Origin of the sequence: Caulobacter segnis, from assembly GCF_019931575.1 — a bacterium.
Taxonomy (GTDB): Bacteria; Pseudomonadota; Alphaproteobacteria; order Caulobacterales; family Caulobacteraceae; genus Caulobacter; species Caulobacter segnis_C.
Map to the genome: position 1 here is coordinate 4,231,290 of NZ_CP082923.1, position 25,237 is coordinate 4,256,526.

The 25,237-nt window shown below is 68.9% G+C and carries 14 protein-coding genes; 5 read left to right on the forward strand and 9 right to left on the reverse strand.

Features of this window, described 5'->3' with window-relative positions; genetic code table 11:
- Positions 1 to 2 precede the first annotated feature (2 nt).
- The 5 genes from K8940_RS19500 to K8940_RS19520 are packed head-to-tail and all read right to left on the reverse strand — an operon-like array spanning position 3 to position 8,169.
- Entirely contained in the window at positions 3 to 1,535 is a 1,533-nt protein-coding gene (locus K8940_RS19500) for a glycoside hydrolase family 27 protein (protein WP_223391712.1), read from the reverse strand.
- A complete protein-coding gene (locus K8940_RS19505; RefSeq protein ID WP_223391713.1) occupies positions 1,535 to 3,007 on the reverse strand; it encodes a family 43 glycosylhydrolase in 1,473 nt (490 codons plus the stop codon). Before K8940_RS19505 ends, K8940_RS19500 begins: the two co-directional genes overlap by 1 nt.
- The gene (locus K8940_RS19510) at positions 2,997 to 4,763 is read right to left on the reverse strand and encodes a DUF885 domain-containing protein (protein ID WP_223391714.1); all 1,767 of its coding nucleotides are present in this window, start codon (positions 4,761 to 4,763) and stop codon (positions 2,997 to 2,999) included. Before K8940_RS19510 ends, K8940_RS19505 begins: the two co-directional genes overlap by 11 nt.
- Positions 4,764 to 4,765: 2 nt before the next feature.
- Positions 4,766 to 5,803, reverse strand: a complete 1,038-nt coding sequence (locus K8940_RS19515) for an Ldh family oxidoreductase (RefSeq protein ID WP_223391715.1) — start codon at positions 5,801 to 5,803, stop codon at positions 4,766 to 4,768.
- Positions 5,800 to 8,169 (reverse strand): glycoside hydrolase family 127 protein, encoded by a 2,370-nt coding sequence (locus K8940_RS19520; RefSeq protein WP_223391716.1) that lies wholly within the window; start codon positions 8,167 to 8,169, stop codon positions 5,800 to 5,802. Before K8940_RS19520 ends, K8940_RS19515 begins: the two co-directional genes overlap by 4 nt.
- A 210-nt stretch (positions 8,170 to 8,379) precedes the next feature.
- On the opposite strand from K8940_RS19520, the gene K8940_RS19525 reads away from it, so the two are divergent.
- Positions 8,380 to 11,136 carry a DUF5695 domain-containing protein gene (locus K8940_RS19525; protein WP_223391717.1) on the forward strand — a complete coding sequence of 919 codons (2,757 nt, stop codon included), beginning with the start codon at positions 8,380 to 8,382 and terminating at the stop codon, positions 11,134 to 11,136.
- Positions 11,137 to 11,185: 49 nt separating this feature from the next.
- Positions 11,186 to 13,078 (forward strand): peptide MFS transporter, encoded by a 1,893-nt coding sequence (locus K8940_RS19530; protein WP_223391718.1) that lies wholly within the window; start codon positions 11,186 to 11,188, stop codon positions 13,076 to 13,078.
- Positions 13,079 to 13,375: 297 nt separating this feature from the next.
- Here the strand turns inward: K8940_RS19530 and K8940_RS19535 are convergent, their stop codons facing one another.
- The 3 genes from K8940_RS19535 to K8940_RS19545 form a co-directional block, all read right to left on the reverse strand.
- Entirely contained in the window at positions 13,376 to 16,309 is a 2,934-nt protein-coding gene (locus tag K8940_RS19535) for a TonB-dependent receptor domain-containing protein (protein WP_223391719.1), read from the reverse strand.
- Between the two features lie 238 nt (positions 16,310 to 16,547).
- Complete coding sequence (locus tag K8940_RS19540) at positions 16,548 to 18,584, reverse strand: PAS domain-containing hybrid sensor histidine kinase/response regulator (protein WP_223391720.1); 2,037 nt, start codon at positions 18,582 to 18,584, stop codon at positions 16,548 to 16,550.
- A complete protein-coding gene (locus K8940_RS19545) occupies positions 18,577 to 20,079 on the reverse strand; it encodes an ATPase domain-containing protein (RefSeq protein WP_223391721.1) in 1,503 nt (500 codons plus the stop codon). The genes K8940_RS19540 and K8940_RS19545 overlap by 8 nt, the downstream gene beginning before the upstream one ends.
- Before the next feature lie 194 nt (positions 20,080 to 20,273).
- Between K8940_RS19545 and K8940_RS19550 the strand changes: the two genes are divergently transcribed.
- The 3 genes from K8940_RS19550 to K8940_RS19560 all read left to right on the forward strand — a co-directional run bounded on the left by K8940_RS19550 (position 20,274) and on the right by K8940_RS19560 (position 23,725).
- Positions 20,274 to 22,382, forward strand: a complete 2,109-nt coding sequence (locus K8940_RS19550; RefSeq protein ID WP_223391722.1) for a catalase — start codon at positions 20,274 to 20,276, stop codon at positions 22,380 to 22,382.
- A 60-nt stretch (positions 22,383 to 22,442) separates the two neighbouring features.
- Positions 22,443 to 23,339 (forward strand): NAD(P)/FAD-dependent oxidoreductase, encoded by an 897-nt coding sequence (locus K8940_RS19555; protein WP_223391723.1) that lies wholly within the window; start codon positions 22,443 to 22,445, stop codon positions 23,337 to 23,339.
- 101 nt (positions 23,340 to 23,440) lie between these two features.
- Complete coding sequence (locus K8940_RS19560; RefSeq protein WP_223391724.1) at positions 23,441 to 23,725, forward strand: hypothetical protein; 285 nt, start codon at positions 23,441 to 23,443, stop codon at positions 23,723 to 23,725.
- Here K8940_RS19560 and K8940_RS19565 read toward each other — a convergent pair.
- Positions 23,722 to 25,200, reverse strand: coding sequence for a S41 family peptidase (locus K8940_RS19565; RefSeq protein ID WP_223391725.1), 1,479 nt, complete (start codon positions 25,198 to 25,200; stop codon positions 23,722 to 23,724). The two genes, K8940_RS19560 and K8940_RS19565, sit on opposite strands and share 4 nt — an antisense overlap.
- Positions 25,201 to 25,237 lie beyond the last annotated feature (37 nt).

A 25,237-nucleotide genomic window follows, 5' to 3' on the forward strand; every position in this document is an offset into this window, starting at 1 on the left:
CTCTACCGCCCCCTCGCCTTCAGCAGCACCGCGCCCTGCGGCGGCACGACGAAGCTGGTCCGCGTCGCCGCCAGGTCCGCGCCGGCCCACACGTCCCGCACGCCCTCCAGCGAGGCAAAGCCCGCATCGGCCGCCGAGACGGCGATGGTCGCTGGCGCGTCGCCGCGGTTGAACAGGGCCAGGGCCACCGCGCCGTCGGCCAGCGGCTTCTTCCAGACCTCGGTCGTCCCCTCGCGCCGCGCCGCCTGGCCCTGGACGCCCAGGGCATCCTGGTCCACCGCGATCACCTCGCGGTTGGTCAGGAGCTTCAGCACCTCGGGGCTGGTCTGGCGCAGGTCGTGGCCCATCATCAGCGGCGCCGCCGACATGGCCCACAGGGTCATGTGGGTGACATAGGCGTCGTGGCTCATGCCGCCGTTGCCGATCTCCAGCATGTCCGGATCGTTCCAGCCGCCGGGGCCGGCGTGCTCGGCCTTGCCGTTCTTGTCGAAGCCGATCTTGGCCATGGTCGGATAGTCGTCGGTGATGTCGCCCGTCGTGCGCCACAGGTGGCCGCCGACCTCGCGCCCCCAGGCCCCGACGTCGAAGCGCCCGTACTCGCACAGCGAATAGACGATCGGCCGCCCCGTCGCCCGCAGCGCCGCGCCCATCTCGTAATAGGTGCGCCGGACCTTGTCGGCGTCGTCGTAGAACCACTCGCCCGAGCACAGGTCGTATTTCAGATAGTCGACGCCCCAGCTGGCGAACGTCTTCGCGTCCTGCTGGACGTGGCCGTAGCTGCCCTCGTAGCCGGCGCAGGTCCGGGGCCCCGGGGCGCTGTAGATGCCCAGCTTCAGGCCGCGCGCGTGGACGTAGTCGGCCAGGGCCTTCATGTCCGGGAACTTGGCGTTGGGGCGCAAGCTCCCGTCCGAGCCACGCGCCCCCTGCCAGCCGTCGTCGATATTGACGTGGATGTAGCCGGCGTCGCGCAGGCCGGTGGCGACCAGGGCGTCGGCCATGGCGCGGACGGTCTTGTCGTCGATGTTCTCGGCGAACTTGTTCCAGCTGCTCCAGCCCATCGGCGGGGTGCGCGCCTGGCCGTCGGGGGCCAGGGTCCCCAGCGGCGGCAGGGTCGTGGGCTTGAAGGCGCGGGCCTTGGCGTCCTTGGCCGTTCCGCGCCGGCCGGTCTGCTCGGCGTGGGCGTACCAGATGTCCCCGGCCAGCTTCAGGGCCTGGCCGTCCAGCACCGCCGTCCACTGGCGGGTGGCGTGGGCCTTGTCGTTGAGATTGCGCAGTTCGAAGGTCGCCTGGCCGTCCTTGACGACCAGGTTCTGCATCTCCATCGCCCCGTACCAGGCCGTGGTCACCACGCCCTTGGGCTTGCCGCCCTGGCTGGTCAGCTGGACCATGGTGACGCCCGGATAGGACGGCGCCTTGTCGAACAGCCAGACGCCATCGAGCGGGGTCGCGGCCTGGGCCGGCGCGGCGGCCATGACCATGGCCCCCAGGGAAAGCGTCATCAGGCCGCGCAGCATGGCGTGTCTCCGTTCAGGCATCAGGGTTTGGCGTCGCAGGGCGGCGCGATCGAGGTTGAGACGCGAACGGGCTGGACCTTCGGGGCCAGGACCTCCCACTCCTGCACGGCCACGCCGGCGCCGGCGGTCTCGAACACGGCGCGCACGCAGCGGGTGGTCACCGGCGCGAAGCGGGCCGACTGGAAGGCGTCGACGCCGGTTCCGAAGCCCCGGGGATCGCGCACCGGCGTCCAGCCGTCGTTCCAGTATTCCATCCGCCAGGCCTTGGGCGCGGCGACCCCGGCCGACGGATCGGCCCAGAAGCGCATGCGCGCGCCGTCCAGGGTCACCGGCTTGTCGAAGCGGTACTCCAGCCACTGCTGGGTCGGGCCGGGCTCGGCGGCCCACAGGTCGGGCGGCAAGGGCGTCGGCCGCACGATCCCGTCGTTCAGCGCCTTGATCCAGTATCGCACCGGGATCGAGACGTTCGAGGCCGTCGCGGTCGCTCGGCCGGCGATGTCGCGGCTGGGCGGGGGCGGCGGCGCGGGCCGCCGGGTCGGGATCACGGGCAGGATGGTCGGCGGGCTGACCTTGTCGTCGAAGGCCATCGGGTCGATCGCCACGCTGCGCCGGAAGTGGCCGCCCCCGATAGCGTCGGCGGTGTGATAGGCCAGCCACCACCGCCCCTTGAATTCGACTGCGCCCGCGTGGGAGGTGGTCGAGGACACGGGCTTGAGGATCACCCCGCGATAGGTCCAGGGCCCCAGCGGCGAGGTCGCCGTCCCATAGGCGATGCAGGCGTGATAGAGCGCCGGCGTGCAGTCCGTCCCCACCTTGTTGCCGGCATAGAGCAGGTAGTAGACGCCCTTGCGCTTCATCAGCCACGGGGCCTCGAAGAAGCCATCCAGGCCGGTGATCGTCTGTTCCGGCCCCTTGGGCGTGACCATGTCGGCGGCCAGCTCCAGGCCGCGCAGCCGCCCGAACGTGCCCCAGTAGATATAGACCCGGCCGTCGTCGTCGATCAGCACCGTCGGGTCGATGTTCTGGATGGTGTTGGGCTCCGGAACCGCCTGCGAGATGATCGGTCCGGCCGGATGGGCGTCGGTCCACGGGCCGTTGGGCGCGTCGGCGACGGCCACGCCGATGGCGAACCGGTCCTTGCTCTGATCGGCCTTCTGCAGCACCGGCGCATAGAGCCAGAACCGCCCGTCGCGTCCCTGGACGATCTGGCCGGCATAGGCGCGGCCGGGCTCGGCCCAGGCGAACACCGCCTCGGGCCGGGCGATGGCGGGGTAGTGCGTCCAGTCGCCGGACGCGGGGTCCTTGGTCGCCAGCGCCTGCCACTCGTTCATGATGAAGTCGTCGACGTCCGGCGCGGCCTCGTCGCGGCCGGCCAGGATCCACAGGGTGTCGCCGACCACCACCGGCGCGGGATCGGTCGAGTAGGAACGGCCGTCCGCCAGGATAGGGTTGCCCGGCGCGTGGATCGCGACGGGCGGGGCCTCACTCCACATCGGGATAGGGGCCCTTGCCGCCGTCGGCGATCAGCTGGTCGACGCGGGCGTCGATGACCGGCAGCGGCACCGAGCCCAGCTCAAGCACCGCGTCGTGGAAGGCGCGGATGTTGAACTTCGGCCCCAGCGCCTTCTCGGCCCGATGGCGGGCGTCCACGAAGGCCAGCATGCCCATGTAGTAGGACAGGGCCTGGCCCGGCCAGGCGATGTAGCGGTCGACCTCGGTCTGGATCTCGTGGTCGGCCATGGCGGTGTTGTCGTGCAGGTATTTCTGGGCCTGCTCGCGGGTCCAGCCCTTGGTGTGCAGGCCGGTGTCGACCACCAGCCGCGCGGCCCGCCACATCTGGTAGCTGAGCATGCCGAAGCGGTCGTAGGGCGTGTCGTACAGGCCCATGTCCTCGCCCAGCGCCTCGCTGTACAGCGCCCAGCCCTCGCCATAGGCCGACAGGTAGGTGTCGCGGCGATAGGCCGGCAGACCCTTGTTCTCGGCGGCCAGCGGCATTTGGAAGGCGTGGCCCGGCGCGCTCTCGTGCAGGGTCAGGGCCATCTGCGAGTACAGCGGCCGGGACGGCAGGTTGTAGGTGTTGACCAGGTAGATCCCCGGCCCGCCGCGCCCGCCGGTGTAGAACGGCGCGATCTCGTCCGGCACCGGGCGAATGGCGAAGCGGCTGCGCGGCAGGCGGCCGAACCATTGCGAGGCCACGCCGTCGAAACGCTTGGCGTTCCAGGCCGCGCGGTCCAGCAGGTCCTGCGGGGTCTTGGCGTAGAAGCGCGGATCGGTGCGCAGATAGGTCAGGAAGGCCGGCAGGTCGCCCTCGAACTTGACCTCCTTCATCACGTCCAGCATCCGGGCCCGGATCTTGGCCACCTCGGTGAGGCCGATCTGGTGGATCTGCTCGGGGCTGAGATCGGTGGTGGTGAACTCGGCGACCTTGGAGCGGTAATAGGCCTGGCCGTCCGGCAGGGCGTAGGCGGCCAGCTCGCGCCGGGCGCCGGGGATGTATTCGTCGCGGAGGAAGGCCCGCAGGCGGGCGTGGGCCGGGACCACCGCCTGGGAGATCGCCTCGGCGGCCTCGCGGCGCAGGGCGGCCTGGGCCTCGGCCGGGATCACCGCCGGCATGGTCTTGAACGGCGCGTAGAACGGCGAAGCCTGCGGCGTCGGCGCCTCGGCGACCAGGGCCACCCCGGCGTCGCGGCCCTGCAGGGTGATCTGCGGCGGGGTGAAGCCGCGCTTCAGGCCGGCCCTCATGTTGACGATCTGCTGGTCGTAGTAGCGCGGCATGTCGCGCAGCATGGCCAGGTAGCCGCGATAGTCCGCCTCGGTCAGCAGGCTGTCGCGCGCCGACTCGGCGACGTCGCCCCAAAAGCTGCTGTCGGCGTTCAGCGGCTTTTCGTATTCGCGGTAGCGCTGCTCGGCCAGCAGGGCGTCTATCTGGCCCTTGTAGACGGCGTAGTTGACCTGGTTGGTCTTCGACAGCTTGGCGACCGGGATCGCGGCCAGCTGTTTCGAGACTTCGGTCCAGCGGGCCAGGCGCTCGGCCTGGACCTTCGCGCCGACGTCGGGAAGCTTGAAGCGTTCGGACTTCGGACCATCCTCGCTGGGGCCCATCTGGGCCCTGCGCCAGGCGTATTCGCCGTCGGCGATGGCGCCGAAGCGCTGGTCGGCCGAGGGCGCGGCCAGGACGGGCGTCGCCGACAACGTCGCCGCCGCCAGGACGCAGATCACGGCCGTGTCGAAGAGCCCGTTGCGACGCATGGCTAGTCCTTCCGTTCGAGCAGCTTGAGAATGTCGCGGTGCAGGGCCGCCGGGATCGTCACGCCCTCGCGCTCGCTGACCGCGCGGGCGGCGTAGCGGCGCTGCGAGGGCAGGCGCGCGCCCTGGGCCTGGATGGCCTCGAACAGCGTCTCGGCCCGCGCCAGGTGCTGGCCGGCGGCCGCGCCCAGGAAGCCGGCCGGATCCAGGGCGACAATCAGCTCCCCGCCCAGCGGCGAGCCCTTTCGGCCGGCGTCGGCGTCCAGCGATTCCTGGCTGGTCAGGTCGCCGATCAGGGGGCCGGCCAGCAGCTCGACCATCGCCGCCAGGGCCGAGCCCTTGTGGCCGCCGAAGGTGCGCATGGCCCCGGCCAGGACCTCCTCGGCCACCGTGGTCGCGGCGCCGTCGGCGTCATAGCCCCAGTCGGCCGGCACGGCCTGGCCGGCGCGGCGGCGCAGCTCGATCTCGCCGCGCGCCGTGGCGCTGGTGGCGAAGTCGAAGACGAACGGATGCCGGCCCGGCCGAGGCCAGCCGAAGGCGATCGGATTGGTGCCGAACACCGGCCTAGTCCCACCCTCGGGCGCGACCCAGGCGTGGCTGGGGGTGAACGCCAGGGCGACCAGGCCATCGCGGGCCAGGGCCTCGACCTCGGGCCACAGGGCGGCGAAGTGGACGACGTTGTTCAGGGCCAGGGCGGCGATCCCGAACCGCCGCGTCTTCTCGACCAGCAGCGGCCGGCCGCGCTCGAAAGCCAGCTGGGCGAAGCCGCCGCCGCCGTCCACCCGCGCCAGGGCCGGGGCCGGCTCGTCCAGCACCGGGGCGGCGTCGACCGACACCACGCCCTTGGCGATGCTGTCGGCGGCCACCAGCAGGCGATAGAGGCCATGCGAGGCGCAGCCGTCCCGCTCGCCCGCGACCATGGTCTCGGCGACCGGATCGACATGGGCCCGCGACAAGCCCGCCGCGCTCAGCACCCGCCGCGCCAGGCTCCGGGCCTCGTCCAGCGACAGCCGGACGGCGTCGGCATCCGGCGTCACGCTCATGCGACCGGCTTGCTGACGGGTTGAGCCGTGAACAGGCGCACGCCGAACACCGGGCCGGCCGTGTTGCGCTCGGGCGGGGCGAACCGCACCCGGACCTTGGTCTTGCCCTGGGTCAGGGCCTCGGGCACCGGATATTCGACGTCGAAGAACTTGCCCGGATGGTCGGCCTGCAGCTGCTGGGTGGCGATCCGCACCCCGTCGACCAGGATGTCGAACTGGCGCTTGCGCTCCTCGCCCCAATAGGTGGCCTGCAGGATCAGCGGGCCGGGCCGAACCTTCATGTCGAACTCGAAGAAGCCTCCGGAGCGGGCGTCCCGGCCGTTGCGGTTGCGATAGGCCACCGGGTACGAGATCTCGGAGGTCAGGTTGTGGTCGCGCTCGGGCTGCATCTCGCCCAGGTGCATGACGTCGACCGACCGGGCGCTGATGTCCTTCAGATGCGCCTGCTCGGCCAGGAACGCGGCCTCCTCGGTCTTCCAGGCGTCCTCGGTGAAGCGGCGGAAATAGACGGCGCTGCGGCGCTCGTACTGGCTGTAGAACGGGACGAAGGTCAGGTCCGTCGGCCGCATGATCCCGCGCGCCACATAGGTCGCCTTCTCCGCCGCCACCGGCTGGAAGCGGCCCAGCAGGTTCTCGCCGACCATGGCCGGATCGACACCCTGCCACGGCGTGGCGACCGGGCCGAGATCGGCGGCCAGCACCATCGGGCCACGCAACACCGCCACGGCGCCGGCGTCGCCCGGCGCGGACTCCAGGCGCAGATCCAGAGGCAGGCTGATCGTGACGACGTCGCCAGCCTTCCAGGCCCGCTCGACCAGGGCGTAGCCGCCGGCCAGCTTCGGCGCGAAGGCCTTGCCGTTGACGCCGACCTTGACGCCCTGGCCGGCCCAGGCCGGGACCCGCAGGGCCACGGTGAAGCGGCCCGGCTCGGCCAGGCTGGTCAGGGTCAGGCGCGACTCCGGCTCGTACGGATAGCGGGTCTCCAGCTTCAGGGCCGCGCCGCGGGCTTTCCACTGCGCCTCGGCGGGAATGTAGAGGTTGACCAGCAGGGCCCCCTCGCCTTCCCAGAAGATCGACTCGCCGTGCTTGGCGTGGGCTTCCATGCCCGTGCCGACGCAGCACCAGAACGGATCATCGGCCGGGTTCGAGAACTCGCGCCCCGCCCCGGTCAGCAGCGGCGTCATATAGGTGAAGCCGCCGGTCTTGGGGTTCTGCGCCGCCATCACGTGGTTCAGGTGGGCGCGCTCGTAATAGTCGAACAGCGCCCCGTCCGGCTTCCAGCTGTACAGCTGACGGGTCAGCTTCAGCATGTTGTAGGTGTTGCAGTGCTCGCAGGTCTGCTCGCTGATGTGGGCGGCGATGGTGTCGGGGGCCGAGAAGTATTCGCGGTCGGCGTTGCCGCCGATGACGTAGCTGTGGCGCTGGGTGACTGTGCGCCAGAAGAACTTCGCCGCGTCGGCGTCCTGGGTCTTGCCGGTCAGCTCGTAGAGGCGCGCCAGGCCGATCAGCTTGGGCACCTGGGTGTTGGCGTGGATGTTGGCCAGCTCGTCGCGCTGGGCGACTAGGGGATCCAGCACCTTGCGGTCGTAAATCCGCTCGGCCACCGCCAGCCAGCGCTTGTCGCCCGTGCGGGCGTAGAGCTCGGCGTAGCTCTCGTTCAGGCCGCCATACTCGCAGCCCAGCAGGGTCTGCATCTGGGCGTCGTCCAGGGCGGCGAACACCCGCTCGAAATAGCCGGCCAGACCGATGGCGACCTGCAGCGCCTGGGCGTTGCCCCAGGCCTGGTGCACGTCCAGCAGGCCGGCGAAGACCTTGTGCACGGTGTAGAGCGGCGACCACGAGCCGTTCAGGTCGAAGCCGCCCGAGCGGATCTCGCCCTTCATGACCTCGCCGAAGATCTCCTCGCCGTCGACGACCTTGCCGTCCTTCCGCTTGCGCTGGAGGGCGCCGACATAGCCGGTGCCGCGCTTGGCCTGGGCGCGGGCCAGTTCGGCGACGATGTAGTCGGCGCGGCGGCGGCACTCGGCGTCACCGGTCTGCTCGTACATCACGACCAGGGCCGACAGGTAGTGACCCAGGGTGTGGCCGGCGATGGTGTCGCCTTCCCAGCCGCCATACAGCTCGCCCTTGGCCGGCAGGCCGGCGAAGGTCATGAAGTTGTGAAGCAGGCGGTCGGGGCTGAGCTGCAAGAGATAGGCCCGGTTGGCCTCGACGGCGGTCGCGTAGGGCGAGGGCAGCAGGCGCACCGACGACAGCGGCAGGGGCTTGGCCTTGAGCGGCAGACCGGCGGACGGCGCCGCCCAGCTGGCGACCGGGGAAGCGGCGAAGGCCGCGGCGGTCAGCATCAGGTCCCGACGAGTCGCCATGGGCAATACCCCTACTTGATAATGTATACGATCTTAAGGTGACTGGTTTACGGCGGGGCGTCAATCTCAACCGTGACGGAAGCCATCCGCCCGCAACGCGAGCGCTTGAGGGCGCTGAATCTTATATCGTATAATTTTCTTGACGCCGCCGAGACGAGCGGCTGTGCTGTCGCGACGCTTTTTTGACGCCCGTGCGCCGACGAGGACCAGATGACGAACCTTCGCCCGCTGGCCCTGACGGCCCTGCTGCTGGCCACGACGCCGCTGGCCCTGAACTTGGCGCGCGCCGAGACGCCCGCCGCCGCGCCGGCCAAGCCGGTCTATCCGCCGATCGCCAGGACCGCCTATCGCACCGCCCAGTTCCAGCTGGACCTGCGGACCGACACCCAGACCCTGGCGCGGCTGTCGCCGGTCGGCGAGCCGGCCTTCGACTTCACCCCGGGCGGACGCGAGGCCGAGCGGGCCGGCGATGGCTATGTCCATGTCGGCGACATCCACCTGCGGGTCAGGACGCCCGGCGGCGCCTGGCGGGACTTCAGCTCGGCCCACCAGCGCCGGCCGATCCGCCCCCTGCCCGCCGGCGGCGCGGTGCTGGCGGCGGCCGACATCACCGCCTCGCTGGGTCCGGACTCGCCGCTGCGGATCGAACGGCGCTGGGTTTCTGAGCGCGGCGGCCTCGTCCTGCGCTTCGTGCTGACCAACACCTCCAAGCAGCCCGTCGAGGTCGGGGGCCTGGGCCTGCCGATGGTGTTCGACAACATCATCACCGATCGCTCGCTGGAGGAGGCCCACGCCCAGGCCAGCTTCGTCGATCCCTATATCGGCCGCGACGCCGGCTACCTGCAGGTGACCCGCCTGAACGGCAAGGGTCCCGCCCTGCTGGTCCTGCCCGAGACGGCGACCCCACTGGAAGCCTATCGCCCGATCCAGCAGGCGGGCAGCCCGGCCGCCAAGCCCGGCGACATCTTCACCGACCGCAGCAAGCGCGCCCAGACCTCGGAAGGCTTCTACGACTGGACGATCGCCAGCAAGGCCTTCGCCGAGCAGGACTGGAAGGGCGCGGGCCAGCCCTGGAACCCGCCGACCAGCTTCACCCTGGCCCCCGGCGCCAGCCGCGTCGTCGGCGTGCGCCTGGTCACCTCGCCGTCGATCCGGGCGATCGAGGACACGCTCGTCGCCAGCGGCCGTCCGGTCGCCGTCGGCGTCCCGGGCTATGTCGCGCCGACCGACCAGACGCTGTCGCTGTTCCTGAAGTCGCCCAAGCCGGTGGCCAGGATCGAGAGCCTGCCGGCCGGCGCCCTGACCGCGACGCCGGTGAAGACCGGAACTGGCTGGGCCCGCTATGCGATCAAGGCCTCGGGCTGGGGCCGGGCGACGCTGTCGATCACCTATGCCGACGGGCAGGTGCAGGCGATCCCGTACTTCATCACCAAGCCGCTGGACCAGGTGATGGCCGACCTGGGCCGGTTCTCGACAACCAAGCAGTGGTTCGAGGACCCGGCCGACCCCTTCAAGCGGGGTCCCAGCGTCATGACCTATGACCGCCAGGCCGACAAGATCGTCACCCAGGACCAGCGGGTGTGGATCGCCGGCCTCAGCGACGAGGGCGGCGCGGGCAGCTGGGTGGCGGCCTTCAGCAAGCAGCTGGACAATCCGGACGCCGCCGAGGTCGCCAAGCTGGAGCGGATGGTGGACGAGACTCTCGTCGGCCGCCTGCAGGTCGCCGACGGCCCGCAAGCCGGGGCGGTGCGCAAGAGCCTGTTCTACTACGACCCCGCCGCCCTGCCGTCCTATTACGACCCCAAGCTGGACTGGACGACCTGGGCCTCGTGGTCGAAGAAGGATTCCGAGGACCTGGGCCGGTCCTACAACTACCCCCACGTCGCCATCGCCCACTGGGTGCTCTACCGCCTGGCCCGCAATCACGAGGGCCTGGTCCGGAACCACGACTGGCGCTGGTACCTGGACCATGCCCACGCCACGGTCGTGGCGATGATGCGCGACGCCCCCTACTACGCCGAGTTCGGCCAGATGGAGGGCGACGTCTTCGTCGACATCCTCAAGGACCTGCGCCGCGAGGGCATGACCGCCCAGGCCGACCAGGTCGAGGCGCTGATGAAGGCGCGCGCCGACCACTGGAAGACCCTGCCCTATCCGTTCGGCAGCGAGATGGCCTGGGACTCCACCGGCCAGGCCGAGGTCTATGCCTGGATGCGGTTCTTCGGCCACCAGCCGCAGGCCGACGAGACCCGCGAGGTGATCCTGGCCTATGACCCGACGATCCCCAGCTGGGGCTACAACGGCAACGCCCGCCGCTACTGGGACTTCCTGTACGGCGGCAAGGTCCCGCGCATCGAGCGGCAGATCCACCACTACGGCTCGACCCTGAACGCCGTGCCGCTGCTTGACGCCTATCGCGCCAATCCGGCCGACTTCCACCTGCTGCGCGTGGCCTATGGCGGGCTGATGGGCGGGATCACCAATATCGACCAGGAGGGCTTCTCGTCGGCCGCCTTCCACTCGGCCCCGGACATGATGGCCTGGGACGCCTACAGCGGCGACTACGGCATGGGCTTCTTCGGCCACGCCTACGCGGCGGCGACCTATCTGGTGGACCACCCGACCTTCGGCTGGCTGGGCTTCGGCGGCGAGGTCACTCAGAAGCCGGGCGTGGTGCGGATCGCGCCAAAGGACGGGGCCCGTTCGCGCCTGTTCGTGGCTCCGGCCGGCGCCTGGCTGACCCTGGAGGCCGGCAAGATCGACGCCGCCGAATACCGCCCAGCCACCGGCGAGCTGACCCTGACCCTGGCCGCCAGGGACGCCACGACGGCGACCGCGCGGCTGATCGTCGAGGCCGCCACGCCGGGCAAGCGTCCCTACCGTCCCGTCGGCGCGGCCCTGGAGCGCGGGGCCTACGCCCTGCCCCTGGCCGCCACGCCGACCACGGTCGTCCTGAAGCCGAACTGAGCGGGTTTCCCGCGCTCCCGACGTCCCGCGAACCTTTAAGGCTGACCCCATGAACATCGTCATCGCCCTGGGCGTCCTGGTCACCCTGGCGACAGGCGTTCCGGTCCTGCTGCAGCTGCTGCGCGACCACCCCCGGGGGCTGCTCATCCTGTTCTTCGCCGAGATGTGGGAGCGCTTCTCCTACTACGGCATGCGGGCCATCCTGATCTTCTACCTGACGCAGCACTTCCTGTTCGATCCCAAGACGGCGGCGGCCCACTACGGCGCGTACATCTCGCTGGTCTACCTGCTGCCGCTGATCGGCGGCTTCGTGGCCGACCGCTATCTGGGCACGCGCAAGGCCGTGGTGTTCGGGGCCCTGCTGCTGATCGCCGGCCACATGACCATGGCCATCGAGGGCAAGCCCGCGACCCAGACCCTGGCCTATGGCGGCCACACCTACGCCTTCGTCACCGAGGGGCGCGGCGAGGGCCGGGTCTCGAAACTGGTGGTCGAAGGCAAGCCCTACGCGGTCTCGGCGGCCAAGTCCGGCGACTTCGTGGTCGAGGACCTGCCGGCGGGCGCGGCGATCCCGTCGGTGCTGCCCAAGGGCCAGTACAAGCTGGACGTCGCCGGCCGCGACCCGGTCTATCTGAACGTCCTGTGGCTGGCCCTGTCGCTGATCATCGTCGGCGTCGGCTATCTGAAGCCCAACATCTCGACCATCGTCGGCCAGCTCTATCCGCAAGGCGATCCGCGCCGCGACCCGGGCTTCACCCTCTACTACTACGGCATCAACCTGGGCTCGTTCTGGGCCTCGCTGCTGTGCGGCCTGCTGGGGGTGACGGTCGGCTGGTGGGCGGGCTTCGGCCTGGCGGGCCTGGGCATGCTGGCCGGCTTCGTCGTCTTCATGCTGGGCAAGCCGCTGCTGCAGGGCAAGGCCGAGCCGCCGGATCCGGCCTTGCTGCGCCAGCCGGTGCTGGGCGCGATCAGCCGTGAGACCCTGATCTACGGCCTGTCGCTACTGGGCGTGGTGGCCACCTTCTTCCTGGTGCGGCGCACGGCGGCGGTCAGCGGCATCCTGGTCGCCGGCATGATCGGCTCGCTGGGCTATGTGCTGTGGTTCATGTTCGCCCGCTGCGGCAAGGTCGAGCGCGAGCGCCTGGCCCTGGCCCTGTTCCTGATCTTCGGCGCGGTGATCTTCTGGACCCTGTTCGACCAGGCCGGCTCGTCGCTGAACCTCTACGCCGCCACCAACGTCCAGCTGGACCTGGTGGCCCAGCCGGTGCGGCTGCTGGGCGGGGCGATCACCCTGGCCACGCCCGAGCAACTGGCCGCCGCCGGCCTCGACCGCCACGCCACCTTCTGGATCGACACCACGTTCAACGCCGCCCAGACCCAAGGGCTGGCCTCGGGCTGGCTGCTGGTCTTCGCCCCGGTCTTCGCCTGGCTGTGGACCTGGCTGGGCGCGCGCGGCAAGGACCTTAACCCTGTGGTCAAGTTCGGCCTGGCCTTGCTGCAGGTCGGGGCGGGCTTCTTCGTGCTGCAGCTGGGCGCGCCCCTGGCCGACGGGGCCTTCCGCACGCCGTTGATCTTCCTGCTGCTGATGTACCTGCTGCACACCACCGGCGAGCTGTGCCTGTCGCCGGTGGGCCTGTCGCAGATGACCAAGCTGTCGCCCGCCTCGCTGGTCTCGTTCGTGATGGCCGTCTGGTTCATGGCCGTGTCGATCGCCAACACGGTCGGCGGCTTCGTCGCCGGCCTGACCGCCACCGAGACCGTCGGCGGCCAGGTGCTGGACCCCGGCGCGGCCCTGGCCCGCTCGCTGACCGTCTTCAACTGGATCGGCGGCATCGCCATGGCCTTGGGCCTGCTGTTCCTGGCCCTGTCCCCCATCCTCAAGCGCTGGTCGCACGGCTCGGACGAGACCCTGAACGCCGAGGACGCGGCGAACGCGGGGTAGGCGCCTCACCGCTCCGCGACACCACACACCCCTGCCTTCCTAGGCCTTGTGCCTAGGACCCAGCCTTCCGCTCGCTTTGAAGCGCGGCTTGGCGCGCCCACGCCGACGGCGCCCGACCGTCAGCGCTGAGCCCGGCCGATCCCCGGGTCCTAGGCACAAGGCCTAGGAAGGCGGATTTTCTTGAACCGCATCCAAGCCCCAAACAAAAAGAAGCCGTCCACGCGGGGCATGGACGGCTCTTACAGTTTCCGGGGAAGAACGGGGACCGGGGCTGACCGGTCCCCCGTGGCCACGGACCTAGAAGTCCATGGTCAGACCCACGAACATCGTCCGACCCATGGGGTCGTAGACGCCGGGGTAGGTGTTGCCGTTGCCGAACGAGCTGAGCAGCCCGGCGGCGATCACCGGCGGATCCTTGTCGAACAGGTTGTTCATGCCCGCGCGCAGGGTCAGCTGCTCGCGCACCTTCCAGTTCGCGGCCAGGTCGATGTAGTTGTACGCCTTGATCTTCTTGTTGATCTCGACGTAGTCGCCCTGCAGGAACGGGTTGCTGTTGTTGCTGGACAGGTCGGTCGACCCGAAATAGCGCCAGTTGGCCGACAGCGAGGCGGCGACCCAGGGCAGGTTCCAGGTCACGCGCATCTGGTGACGCCAGCCGGGGTTGGGCTGGCCGCAGGTCGGGCCGAACAGGCCCTTGCAGTTATACGAGCCGAGGCCCGGCAGCTGCTCGATCTTGCGGCTGTTGAGGTAGGTGCCGACAAAGCTGACGTCGACGTCGCCGAGATTGCCCAGCGACGACAGGTCCCAGCGATAGTTGCCGGTGAAGTCGATGCCCGAGGTCTGCAGGTAGCCGGTGTTCTGGTTGGTCGCGATGATGTAGCCGCGATCGCCGAACAGGACGCCCGAGGTCGGGTCGCGGTGGAACAGGCCGCAGAAGTACGGATTGCTGGTCTGGACGCACTGGTTGATCACGGTCGGGGCGTCGACCGAGCCGATGTATTTGTCGACATAGATGTCGAAGTAGTCGACCGACATCGAGAAGCCCGGCAGGAAGCGCGGGGTCAGCACGAAGCCGGCGGTGCGGGTGTCGGCCACTTCCGGCTTCAGGTTCGGGTTGCCGCCGCCTTGCGTGACGCAGGTCTCGGCCGGGCAGTCCGGGATCTTGCCGTACTGGGCGGCGGTGACGCCGGTCAGGGCGCAGGCCGCGGCGCTGGCCTTGGGCGTCGGACCCGAGCAGGGGTCGACGGCCGCGACATTACCCAGGCCCTGGGGCGCGAACAGCTCGCTGATATTGGCCGCCCGCACCGCGCGGTTGTAGCTGGCGCGGAAGCGGATATCCGAGGTCGGCGCGTACTGCAGCTCGACCTTGTAGGTCGAGACCCGCTTGTCGAGGTAGTTGTAGTCCGAGGTCCGGTAGCCGGCGTTCACTGACAGGGTCTTGATGAACGGGGCGTCTTGCACCAGCGGCAGGTCCAGTTCGCCATAGGCCTCGTTGACGCTGAAGGCGCCGTTGTTCTCCTTGGTGCCGCCGGCCTGGGCCAGGGCGTCGGCTTCGAACTTCAGCTCCTCGCGGCGGTGCTCGACGCCGAAGGCCAGGGCCGCGCCGTCGCTGGCCCACGGGCTCTTGATCCCGTATTGGCCCAGGTCGCCGTTGACGTTGGCGCTCAGCACCTTCTCGCGCTGGACGCCGTGGGTGTAGGTCGGCGCGTAGAGGTACTTGTAGGCGGCCGCGCTGAGGCCCTGGTACTTGAAGACGTCGATCGGCACGCAGTTGGGGTCGGTGCCGTCGATCACCGACTTGCAGGTCGCCACCCCGCCCACATTGACCACCTGCAGCGCCTTCATCGCCTTGGCGTTGTCGACGTTGTTCTTGTAGCTCTCGTCCAGGATGACGGTCGAGAACAGGAAGCTGGCGTCATAGGTCCAGCCCGACGCGATCTCGCCGCGCGAGCCCAGGTTCACCCGATAGTCGGTGTGGCGCAGGTCGTCACGACGCGGGCTGCTGCCCGGGCCGGTCAGGCGGTAGCCGATGAAGACGTCCTGGTTGACGTCGGTCCCGGCGGCCGAGCCGCACATGGTCGCCGCCTGCGAGGCCGACATCAGCGGGTTGTTGCAGTTGACCTTGAACGTCGTGCCCTGGAACAGGGCCGACGGCGCGGCCTGCGAGAAGGTGTGATCGTCCATGAACATGACGCTGCCGTAGATCTCGGCGGCCTTGTTCACCTCGTAGTGGGCGAAGGCGCCGGCCGTGTAGCGGGCGTCCGAGCGCTGGATGTAGTTGGTCGGCGCGTAGTTGTAGAGGAACGAGTTGTTGTACGGGACCCAGGTCTTGGCCCCGTCCTTGGTGTTGTTCAGCGTCTGGCCGGCGTTCGGGCCGCTGAGCAGGGTGAACAGGCCGTATTCGTTGTTGCTGGAGCCGCCGCAGACCAGGGCGTTGTTGTTCGTCCCCGTCAGGTTCAGGCCGCAGGCCGAGTAGTCGCGCGTGTCCTGGGTGACCGGCTTCATCTCGCGATAGCCGACATAGAAGGTGACGTTGCCCTTGCCGTTCGGCGCGTTCATGCCGATGGCCAGGTTGACGTCGATCTTCTCGCCGTCGCGCACGTGCTTCTCGGGCAGCTTGTAGTTGGCCTGGGTGATCAGCGACCGCGGATAGGCGTTGTCGTTGGTGTGCTGGGCCAGGCTGTACTGGGCGTCGAAGCGCAGGCCGTTCAGGTTCTTCTTCAGGATGAAGTTGACCACGCCCGACACGGCGTCCGAGCCGTAGACCGCCGAGGCGCCGCCGGTCACCACGTCGACCCGGTCGACCAGGGCGCTGGGGATGAAGTTCACGTCGGCCGTCTCGGTCGGCAGCATGCGCTGGCCGTCGACCAGCACCAGCACGCGGCTGGAGCCCATGTTGCGCAGGTTCACGCGCGCGGTGCCGTCAGAGCCGTTCGAGCCGTTCTCGTTGGAATCGGCGGTGAACTGCGGCAGGCGGTTCAGCACGCTGTCGATCGACGTCGCGCCCTGGAACTTGACCTCGTCGCTGCCCACGACGGTCATCGGGCTGGCTGAGACCAGGTTCGGCCGCTTGATGCGCGAGCCCGTCACCACCACCGCGTCCAGCGTCGCGGGCTCTTCGGCCCTCGCGACGTCCTGGGCGAAAGCGGCCGGCGCTCCGGCCAGGAACGACAGGACGGCGACCGACGCCGCTCCCGCCAAAAGATCTAATCGCACCTGCCTGTTGGTCATGGCTCTCCCCTCCGCCGCGCGGCCCACATCGACCGCGCCTCGAGGGGAGGAGGCACGATTATACAATTTATGTCAAATATCTTATACGATATACCTATAACATCATTCCGCCACGGACGCCGGGCGCCGCTCAAAGCGGCGACGGGAGGCATGGACAGGCGGAATTGAGGGATGCGCGCGCGGCGTCGCCGGGACGTGCCTGCGGGGGATCGAACCACGGACACTCAGAATTGGAGAGCTACCCGACGACGACTTGTTCGCCCAACGCCTTGCGGACAGCGACCGCTAGGTCGCTGACCTTGAATGGCTTGCGGAGCACCGCTTCGGAATTGACCAGTTCCCGGATGGCGCTTGCGTCGGCGTAGCCGGTGATCAGCAACATGCCGAGTGCTGGAATGACCCGCCGCGCCTGCCGGGCGACCTGGGCGCCGTCCATGCCGGGCATGGCGAAGTCGACGACCATCAGGTCGGGACGATCCTCGAGCAGGCGCGCCAGCCCCTCCTGCCCGCCCGACGCCTCGGTGACGCGGTAGCCCAGCGAGCGCAGGCACTGGACCAGGAACCGACGGACGCTCGGATCGTCGTCGATCACCAAGACGCGTTCGCCTTCGCTGAGCGGGGTCTCGTTCAGTGGGATGTCGCTGGGCCGGATACGATCGTCGGCCTCGGTGACCGGCAGCCAGATCTCGATCGTGGTCCCGACGCCGACGGTGCTGTCGATCCGCACCGTGCCGCCCGACTGGGTGGCGATGCCATAGACCTGGCTGAGACCCAGCCCCGTCCCCTTGCCCACGCTCTTGGTCGTGAAGAAGGGGTCGAACACCTTCTGCAGCAGCTCTTCAGGGATGCCGTGACCGGTGTCGCTGACGGCGATGACGACGTGGTCGCCAGGTTGCAGGCCTTCATGCCATTCGTCGGAGATCCGGCTCGAGATGGTCACCGCGCCGCCGTCGCCCATGGCGTCGCGGGCGTTGATGGCGAGGTTCAGCACCGCTAGCTCCAGCTGGTTGGCGTCGGCCTTGGCCCGTGCCGCGCCAGCGCCCAGCGCCGTGCGAACCTCGACTGTGTGACCAAGAGTGCGGGTCAGGAGATCGTCCATGCCGGCGATCAGCGCGTCGACCTCGACGGGCTGCAGGTCCAGTTGCTGGCTGCGCGAGAAAGCCAGCAGCTGCGCGGTCAGCTTGGTGGCGCGCTCGACACCCTCGCGGGCGTTGGCGGCCATGCGCTTGATCCGTTCGTCGTCGCTGCGCCGCTCGATCATGTCGATATTGCCGACGATGGCGGTCAGCAGGTTGTTGAAGTCGTGGGCGATGCCGCCGGTCAACTGACCGATGGCGTCCATCTTCTGGGCCTGGACCAGGGCGGCCTGGGCCTGCTCGCGCTCGCTGATTTCGGCCAGCAGGCGCTGGTTGGCGCGCTGGAGGTCGCGAACGCTGTCGGCGATGCGCTCTTCAAGCGTCTCGTTGAGCAGCCGCAACTCGGCCTCGGCGGTCTTGCGCCCCGTGATGTCGAGGCTGACCCCCGATATCCGGCGCGGCTCGCCGGTCTGAAGTCGGTTGAGCCGGCCGCGCACCTGCACCCAGTGCAGCGAGCCATCCGGCCAGAAGATCCGATACTCGACGTCGTAGTCCTCACCAAACCCAATGGACGCGTCCACGGCGCGCGCGCGCAGAGCCTCGTCTTCCGGATGCACGACGGCCTCGATACCGGCCATGGTCAGCGGCTGATCCGGTTCGTGTCCGAAATGCGCGCGTGTCGCCACCGAAGTGGTCAGAACGCCGCTGTCGACATCGAGGTCCCACTCGCCCAGCTTGCCGGCCTCCAAGGCAAAGCGCAGTTGCTCCTCGGCCTTGGATTGGGCGTGCAGGTGGTCGCGGGCTACGTACTGGCGATGGCGGGCGCGGATCGCCGAATGGGCGGCGCTGATCAGGGTCTCGGCGTTGATCGGCCGTTCCAACAGCACGATGTTGCCGATCGCCTTGAGACGTTCCGCGTCAGCGAGGGCCCGCTTTCCAGGCTGCTTGGTGACCAGCACGATGAACGGGAAGTCCGACCAGGTCGGCTGGTGGGCCAGCCAGTCGGTCAGGGCGTCGGTAGCCCCCTGAGCCAGCGCCTCTTCGGTCAAGATCGCCGCGCCAGCCTCGTCACCCAGCGCCCGCGTCAGCGTCCCGAGGTCGGCGCAAATCTGCGAGGCGTGACCGACATGGGTCAGGGTTTCGGCGATGACCATCGCGTCGCGCCCGCGCGGCGCCAGGATGAGGATCGGCTTAGGCATCCGCAGGCCGATTGTTCTCCTCGCCCAGCATCCCGATCTTGCCCTGGTAGGACGGCAAACCAGACATCACGCCCTGAAAGTCGGTCAGCGCCTGGCCAACCTCGATGCCGTGCCCGGTCAGGCGGATTTCTCGGATGGTCTTCTCGTGTTCGGCCGTGCGGCTCTTGACCGCCGAGACGGCCGTCAGCACTGAGCCGGCCGCCTCAAAGAAGCGGAATAGCAGGATGCCGTCGCTGAGGTAGCTAAGGTCGATGTCGCTGCGAACCTCGCCGATGAAACCGTGCTGGCCCAGGATCAGTAGCGTCACGACGCCCTGCTGGTTGAGGTAGGTCAGCAGCTCGTGCATCTGCAGCAGCAGGAACTTCTGTCCCGGCATGGCCTGGAGATAGGCGTTGAGGCTGTCGATCACGACTGTCCGCGCGCCCAGGCGCTCCACCGCGTCGCGGACGTGGAACGCGAACTCGCCGGGCGACAGCTCGGCCGGATCGATGGCGCGCACGACCAGTCGGCCGCTGTCGATATGGGGCTGCAGGTCCATGCCCAGCGCCTTCGAGCGCGTCAGCAGGGTCGTCAGGCCTTCGTCGAACAGATAGTAGGCGACCGTCTCGCCGCGTTCGAGCGCGGTCAGGGCGCAGCGCACCGAGGTGGTGGTCTTGCCCACGCCCGAGGGGCCGCTGATCAGGGTGTTGGTGCCGCGCGTCAGACCGCCGCCCATCAGCGCGTCTATGCCCGGCGCGCCGGTCGACACAATCTCCTGGGCGAAGGTCGCCGGATGGTCGGCCGCCACCAGGCGCTCGAACACCTGGATGCCGCCGGTGTCGAGCGAGAAGTCGTGGAAGCCGCCGCGGAACTTGATGCCCCGCATCTTGACCACTTCCAGCTGGCGGCGCTGGGCGCCGTATTCCTGGGTCATCCGTCGCAGGCTGATCACCCCGTGGGCGATGCTGTGCAGCTGCAGGTCGCCATCCTCGGCCGTCTGGTCGTCGAGCAGCAGGACCGTGCATCGACGGGTGGCGAAGAAGTGCTTCAGCGCCAGGATCTGGCGACGGTGGCGCAGCGGATTCTGGGCCAGCAGCCGCATCTCCGACAGGCTGTCGAACACCACGCGGAGCGGCTTGGTTTCCTCGACCTGCTTCATCACCCCGCGCGTGGTCTCGCCCAGCTCGACGTCGGACGGGTGCAGCACCGACTGCTCGCTATCGGGGTCCAGGCCCTCTTCGCTGACCAGTTCGAACAGGTCGATGCCGTCCAGCGACCAGCCGTGACTGGCGGCGGCGGCCTTCAGCTCCGGCTCGGTCTCCGACAGGGTGATGTAGAGCCCGCTCTCGCCCAGCTCGCGGCCCTTGAGCAGGAACTGCAGCGCCAGGGTGGTCTTGCCCGAGCCCGGCGTGCCCTCGACCAGATAGATGCGATCGCGCGTCAGGCCGCCGCCCAGGATGTCGTCGAGCCCCGGCACTCCGGTGCTGACACGACTCTCGACCTTGGCTTCAGACATGCTTGCTCCGCAGACGACGCGCCGCCACCCCCAGCAATTCAACGCCGAAGCCACGGCTAAGTTCAGTCCCCCTCCTCGAACCGGGCCACGGCCGGAGCCAAGTCGTAGAGCCGACACACGCATTGAGAGAGGAACCAATGATCTCGGCGCGGGGTTTGGCCGTCAGCCATTTGCGGCCGCGCGGGAGTTACGAGATGTCTACGGCGAAAGAGACCTTCACCACCGAACGCGGCAACGGCGACGAGACCCATCAGCGGGTCCCGGAAAAGGGTCCGCACGCCCCGGAGGGCCACCTGACCACCAACCAGGGCGTCCGCGTCTCCGACAACCAGAACCAGCTGAAGTCGGGCGAGCGCGGCCCGGTCCTGCTGGAAGACTTCGTCCTGCGGGAGAAGATCTTCCATTTCGACCACGAGCGGATCCCGGAGCGGATTGTCCACGCGCGTGGCTCGGCGGCGCACGGCTTCTTCGAGGTCTATGAGAGCCTGGCCGACATCACCAAGGCGGACCTCTTCCAACGGCCTGGCGAGAAGACCCCGGTCTTCACCCGCTTCTCCACCGTGGCCGGCGGCGCGGGCAGCGTCGACACGCCCCGCGACGTGCGCGGCTTCGCGGTGAAATTCTACACCCAGGAAGGCAACTGGGATCTCGTCGGCAACAACATCCCCGTGTTCTTCATCCAGGACGCCATGAAGTTCCCGGACCTGGTCCACGCGGTGAAGATGGAGGCCGATCGCGGCTATCCGCAGGCCGCCAGCGCCCATGACACCTTCTGGGACTTCATAAGCCTGATGCCCGAGAGCACCCACATGATCATGTGGGCGATGAGCGACCGGACCATCCCGCGCAGCCTGCGAACCATGGAGGGCTTCGGCGTCCACACCTTCCGGCTCGTCAACGCCCAGGGCAAGTCCACCTTCGTCAAGTTCCACTGGAAGCCCAAGCAGGGCGTGGCCTCGACGATCTGGGACGAGGCGGTGAAGATCGCCGGCGCCGATCCGGACTTCCAGCGCCGCGACCTGTTCGAGGCCATCCAGCGCGGCGACTTCCCCGAATGGGAGCTGGGCATCCAGGCCTTCGACCAGGCCTTCGCCGACAGCCTGCCGTTCGACGTGCTGGACCCGACCAAGATCATCCCCGAGGAAGTGCTGCCGGTGCGCCTTGTCGGGCGGATGGTGCTGGACCGCTGGCCCGACAACTTCTTCGCCGAGACCGAGCAGGCCGCCTATTGCCCCGGCAATATCGTGCCGGGCGTCGACTTCACCAACGACCCGCTGCTGCAGGGGCGACTGTTCTCGTACCTCGACACTCAGAAGAGCCGGCTGGGGACCAGCAACTTCCATCAGATCCCGATCAACGCGCCCAAGTGCCCGGTGATGAACTTCCAGCGCGACGGCATGATGCAAATGCTGCAGCCCAAGGGCCGCGCCAACTACGAGCCCAACAGCCTGTCCGAGACGGCGGGCGAGGAAGGCGGCCCGCGCGAGTGTCCGGTCACCGGCTTCAGGACCTTTCCCGCCGCGGACGGCGCGGCCGAGCAAGGCGACAAGCTGCGCATCCGGCCCGAGAGCTTCGCCGACCACTACAGCCAGGCGCGCCTGTTCTTCCGCTCGCTGGATCCGGCCGAGCAGGCCCACCTGGCCTCGGCCCTGGTGTTCGAACTCTCGAAGGTCGGGATCGAGGCGGTGCGCACGCGGATGATGTCGAACCTGGTCAATGTCGATCCGGACCTGGCCAAGCGTGTCGGCGCGGGCCTCAACATGCCCGTGCCCAAGGCCTCGAAGACCTCCGCGCCGCTCCAGGACCTCGAGCCGTCACCAGCCCTGCGCATCGTCAATGGCCCGCGTGCGCCGCAGGACATCAAAGGCCACGTCATCGGCGTCTTGATCGCCGACGGTTCGGACGCGAAGGCGGTCGACACGCTGAAGGCCGCGCTCAAGAAGGCCGGGGCGGTCGCCAAGGTCATCGCGCCGAAGATCGGCGGGGCCAAGGGCGCGGACGGGACCCTGATCCCCGCCGACGGCCAGCTGGCCGGGACCCCGTCGGTGACCGTCGACGCCGTCGCGCTCGTTCTGTCCGAGGAGGGCTGCGCGGCCCTGCTGAAGGAGGCCGCCGCGGTGCAGTTCGTCATGGACGCCTTCGGCCACCTGAAGGCCATCGGCGCGAGCGACGCGGCCAAGCCCTTGCTGGACAAGGCGGGCGTCGAGCCGGACGAGGGCGTGGTCGGTCTGGGCGACGATTTCATCGCCGCGGCGGCCAAGCGGTTCTGGGACCGAGAGCCGAAGGTGAGGACGCTGGCCTAGCGACGACGCCGGCCGTTCGACGAGCTGTCCATGCCCCTAGGGCCGTCCTGGAGAAAAACCGTGCCGCCGTTCGACGTGATCATCATCGGCGCGGGTCCGGCGGGCCTCACCGCCGCCACCTATCTGGGGCGTTTTCGGCGAAGGACCCTGATCCTCGATGGCGGTCCTTCGCGAGCCGACTGGATTCCCGAAAGCCACAACACGCCGGGCTTTCCTCAGGGCATCGGCGGCCCTGCCCTGCTCGCCCGCCTTCGCGACCAGGCCGCTCGCTACGGCGCCGAGATCCGCGCCGCCCGCGCCGAGACCTTGAGGCCCGCCGAGGACGGCTTCGTACTGACGCTCGAAGAAGGGGCGGCGGCGGTCACCGCGCGCTACGTCCTGATGGCCACTGGCATCGTGGACAGGACGCCGGACCTGGCCGGCGTGGAGGCGGCGATCCGCTCGGCCCTGGTCCGCATCTGTCCGATCTGCGACGCCTTCGAAGCCATTGATCAGCGCATCGCCGTGCTCGGCGACGGCGACCTGGGCGGCCGCGAGGCGCTGTTCATGACCACCTACTCCGAGCGGGTGACGCTGCTGCATCTGGGCGCGGCCGAGACACTGACCCTGCGCCCGGCCCTGGCGCGCGCAGGAGTCGAGGTCCTCGAAGTAGAACTTCCACAGATTACGCTGGGCCAAGGCGCCGTCGATCTCGCCTCGGCCTCGGGTCCGGACAAGCGCTTCGATTGCCTCTATCTGGCGCTGGGTTGCGAGATGCAAAGTCGCCTCGCGGTTCGATGGGGCGCGGCCCACGACCAGGACGGCAATCTCCTGGTCAACGCCCATCAGGAGACTTCGATTGACGGCCTCTACGCGGCCGGCGATGTCGTGCGCGGCCTGAACCAGATCGCCGTCGCCGGGGCCGAGGCGGCCATCGCCGCGACGGATATCCATCGTCGCCTGCGTCAGCGCGACTAGAACTGTTCCGTCCCCAGGTTTTGGCGCCGCGCCGCGGAACAGCTGGGGATGAATGACCGCCGGCGGACGCTCGACCAGCGGAATCGTCCTAGGTCGCCCCAATGAAGCGCGACGAAATCGACGACATGCTGGACGCCATGGCCAAGGAGGCCGCCGAGAAGGGCGATGACAGCCTTCTTCCCGGGGTGATCTCCTTCAACTCCAGCAAATGGGTGAAGATGAGCGGCGCCGACCTGCCGACCACCTGCATGAGCGTGAAGGTCGGGATTCGCTACCGGGCCATCAGGGTGATGGTCGCCTCGACCTGCGAGAATGGAGTGGCCAGTCGGGCTGAAGACGCCAATGACCACGGCGAGCCCTATATGGAGCTGGAACCCCGCGCCTAGCCGAGCGCCCGCCGCCCCAGGAGAAAATCCGTCGCCGCCAACATTTGCGGATCCCGGCCGGCGGCGATGTCTCTCGCCGTCGTGGCCACGGCGATTTCGGGTTCGATGGCCGCGTCGGGTTGAGGGGTCACGGGAAAGCTGGCGATCAGCGGCAGATCCACTTCAAGCCGCGAGGTCGGCAGGTTCAGGAAGAAGAAGGCGCCGCCATTGATGCCGCGCCGGTTTCCGCCGGTGGTCTGGCCCACCAGCGTCGCCAAGCCGTTATCCTTGCAGGTCTGGTCGAAGCCGAAGGTGGCCGAGCTGTTGGAGGCGTCGCACAGCACCGCCACCCGCCCCTTGAACCGGCGCCCCTCGGGCCGGATGAGGCCGGTCTTGCCGTCGTCGTCATACCGCGTCAGCCGGTAGAAACCGGGGCGCTCCCGGGAGGGCGCCGCCGCCTCGCCCCAGTCCAGGAAGCCTCGGTCCCAGGTCTTCAGATAGGGATGCAAGGCCTCTGGCGCGGTGCGATAGCGGGTCCAGCGCTGGTCGCGAGACAACGCCAGATCGCGATCGACAAGGCGGCTGATGATCACGTTCCCGCAGTCGAGGCCACCCTCGTTGCCGCACAGGTCGACGATCAGGCCGCGCGCGCCATCACCCGTCAGGTCATCCATCACCCCGCCCAGCCAGGTTCGCCAGTCGAAGCCGGACTCGTAAAGCGCCCAGCCGGGCATGGTTAGACGATGCACGCCATCCTCGCCCTTGCTCAGCGTCCAGGGATTGGCGTCCTTGGCGACCTCGACCGTCGCCGAGAAGCCGGCTCGGCGGTTGGCCAGGGTCAGCAGCGGCGCGCGGACCACGCGGCCGTCGGCCAGGGTGAAGGCGGCGACGTCCTTCAGCGGCAGCACCAGCGGCAGGTGGATGTCGAAGGTCTCATAGCGATCCTCGCCGCGGGCCTCCATCAGGCTAACGCGCTTGGCCTGGTTGGAGCCGTCGGCGCGAGCCAGAGGGATCAGCCGCGTGAGGAGGTCCTGGCTGGCGACGCCGTCGATCGCGGTGATCACGACGCCGCGCGGAAACAGCCCCGCGCCGCTGTCGTCGCGGATCACCACCATCGCGCCGTCGATCCAGCGGAACAGGAACGGGACCAGGGATCGGTCCGGATAAATCCGCGCCACCGTCGCATCGCCGCTGTTGTAGGGGCTGGGATAGGTGTGGCCGCATTTGAGCGAGGCCGTGACCTGGGTCAGCGCCAGAAAGCGTTCGCGGAACGACCCTGGCGTCGACCAGGCGCGCGCCAAGCCATCCAGCCGCGTCGAAATCTCTTGCGGCGAGCTGTAACGATAGACGCCAGGGTGCATCGTCGCCCAAGCTTGGCGCAGGATCGCGACGTCGCCGCTCCAATCTTCGGTGACGATGTCCGTTTGGCCGGGCGTGGCCGCGCCAAAGGCCAGGCCACCTGAAAGCTGTAGAAGGCGACGACGATTCAAGGGCATGGACGGGTCCTCACGAAGGGGGCCCAGGCATGCGTCG

Bases quoted from the DNA above. Each gene is read 5' to 3' on its own strand.
- K8940_RS19515 (WP_223391715.1), bottom strand. From the start codon at position 5,803: ATGAGCGTGACGCCGGATGCCGACGCCGTCCGGCTGTCGCTGGACGAG.
- K8940_RS19550 (WP_223391722.1), top strand. From the start codon at position 20,274: ATGTCTACGGCGAAAGAGACCTTCACCACCGAACGCGGCAACGGCGAC.
- K8940_RS19565 (WP_223391725.1), bottom strand. From the start codon at position 25,200: ATGCCCTTGAATCGTCGTCGCCTTCTACAGCTTTCAGGTGGCCTGGCC.
- K8940_RS19530 (WP_223391718.1), top strand. From the start codon at position 11,186: ATGAACATCGTCATCGCCCTGGGCGTCCTGGTCACCCTGGCGACAGGC.
- K8940_RS19525 (WP_223391717.1), top strand. From the start codon at position 8,380: ATGACGAACCTTCGCCCGCTGGCCCTGACGGCCCTGCTGCTGGCCACG.
- K8940_RS19535 (WP_223391719.1), bottom strand. From the start codon at position 16,309: ATGACCAACAGGCAGGTGCGATTAGATCTTTTGGCGGGAGCGGCGTCG.
- K8940_RS19540 (WP_223391720.1), bottom strand. From the start codon at position 18,584: ATGCCTAAGCCGATCCTCATCCTGGCGCCGCGCGGGCGCGACGCGATG.
- K8940_RS19505 (WP_223391713.1), bottom strand. From the start codon at position 3,007: ATGTGGAGTGAGGCCCCGCCCGTCGCGATCCACGCGCCGGGCAACCCT.
- K8940_RS19510 (WP_223391714.1), bottom strand. From the start codon at position 4,763: ATGCGTCGCAACGGGCTCTTCGACACGGCCGTGATCTGCGTCCTGGCG.
- K8940_RS19500 (WP_223391712.1), bottom strand. From the start codon at position 1,535: ATGCCTGAACGGAGACACGCCATGCTGCGCGGCCTGATGACGCTTTCC.
- K8940_RS19560 (WP_223391724.1), top strand. From the start codon at position 23,441: ATGAAGCGCGACGAAATCGACGACATGCTGGACGCCATGGCCAAGGAG.
- K8940_RS19520 (WP_223391716.1), bottom strand. From the start codon at position 8,169: ATGGCGACTCGTCGGGACCTGATGCTGACCGCCGCGGCCTTCGCCGCT.
- K8940_RS19545 (WP_223391721.1), bottom strand. From the start codon at position 20,079: ATGTCTGAAGCCAAGGTCGAGAGTCGTGTCAGCACCGGAGTGCCGGGG.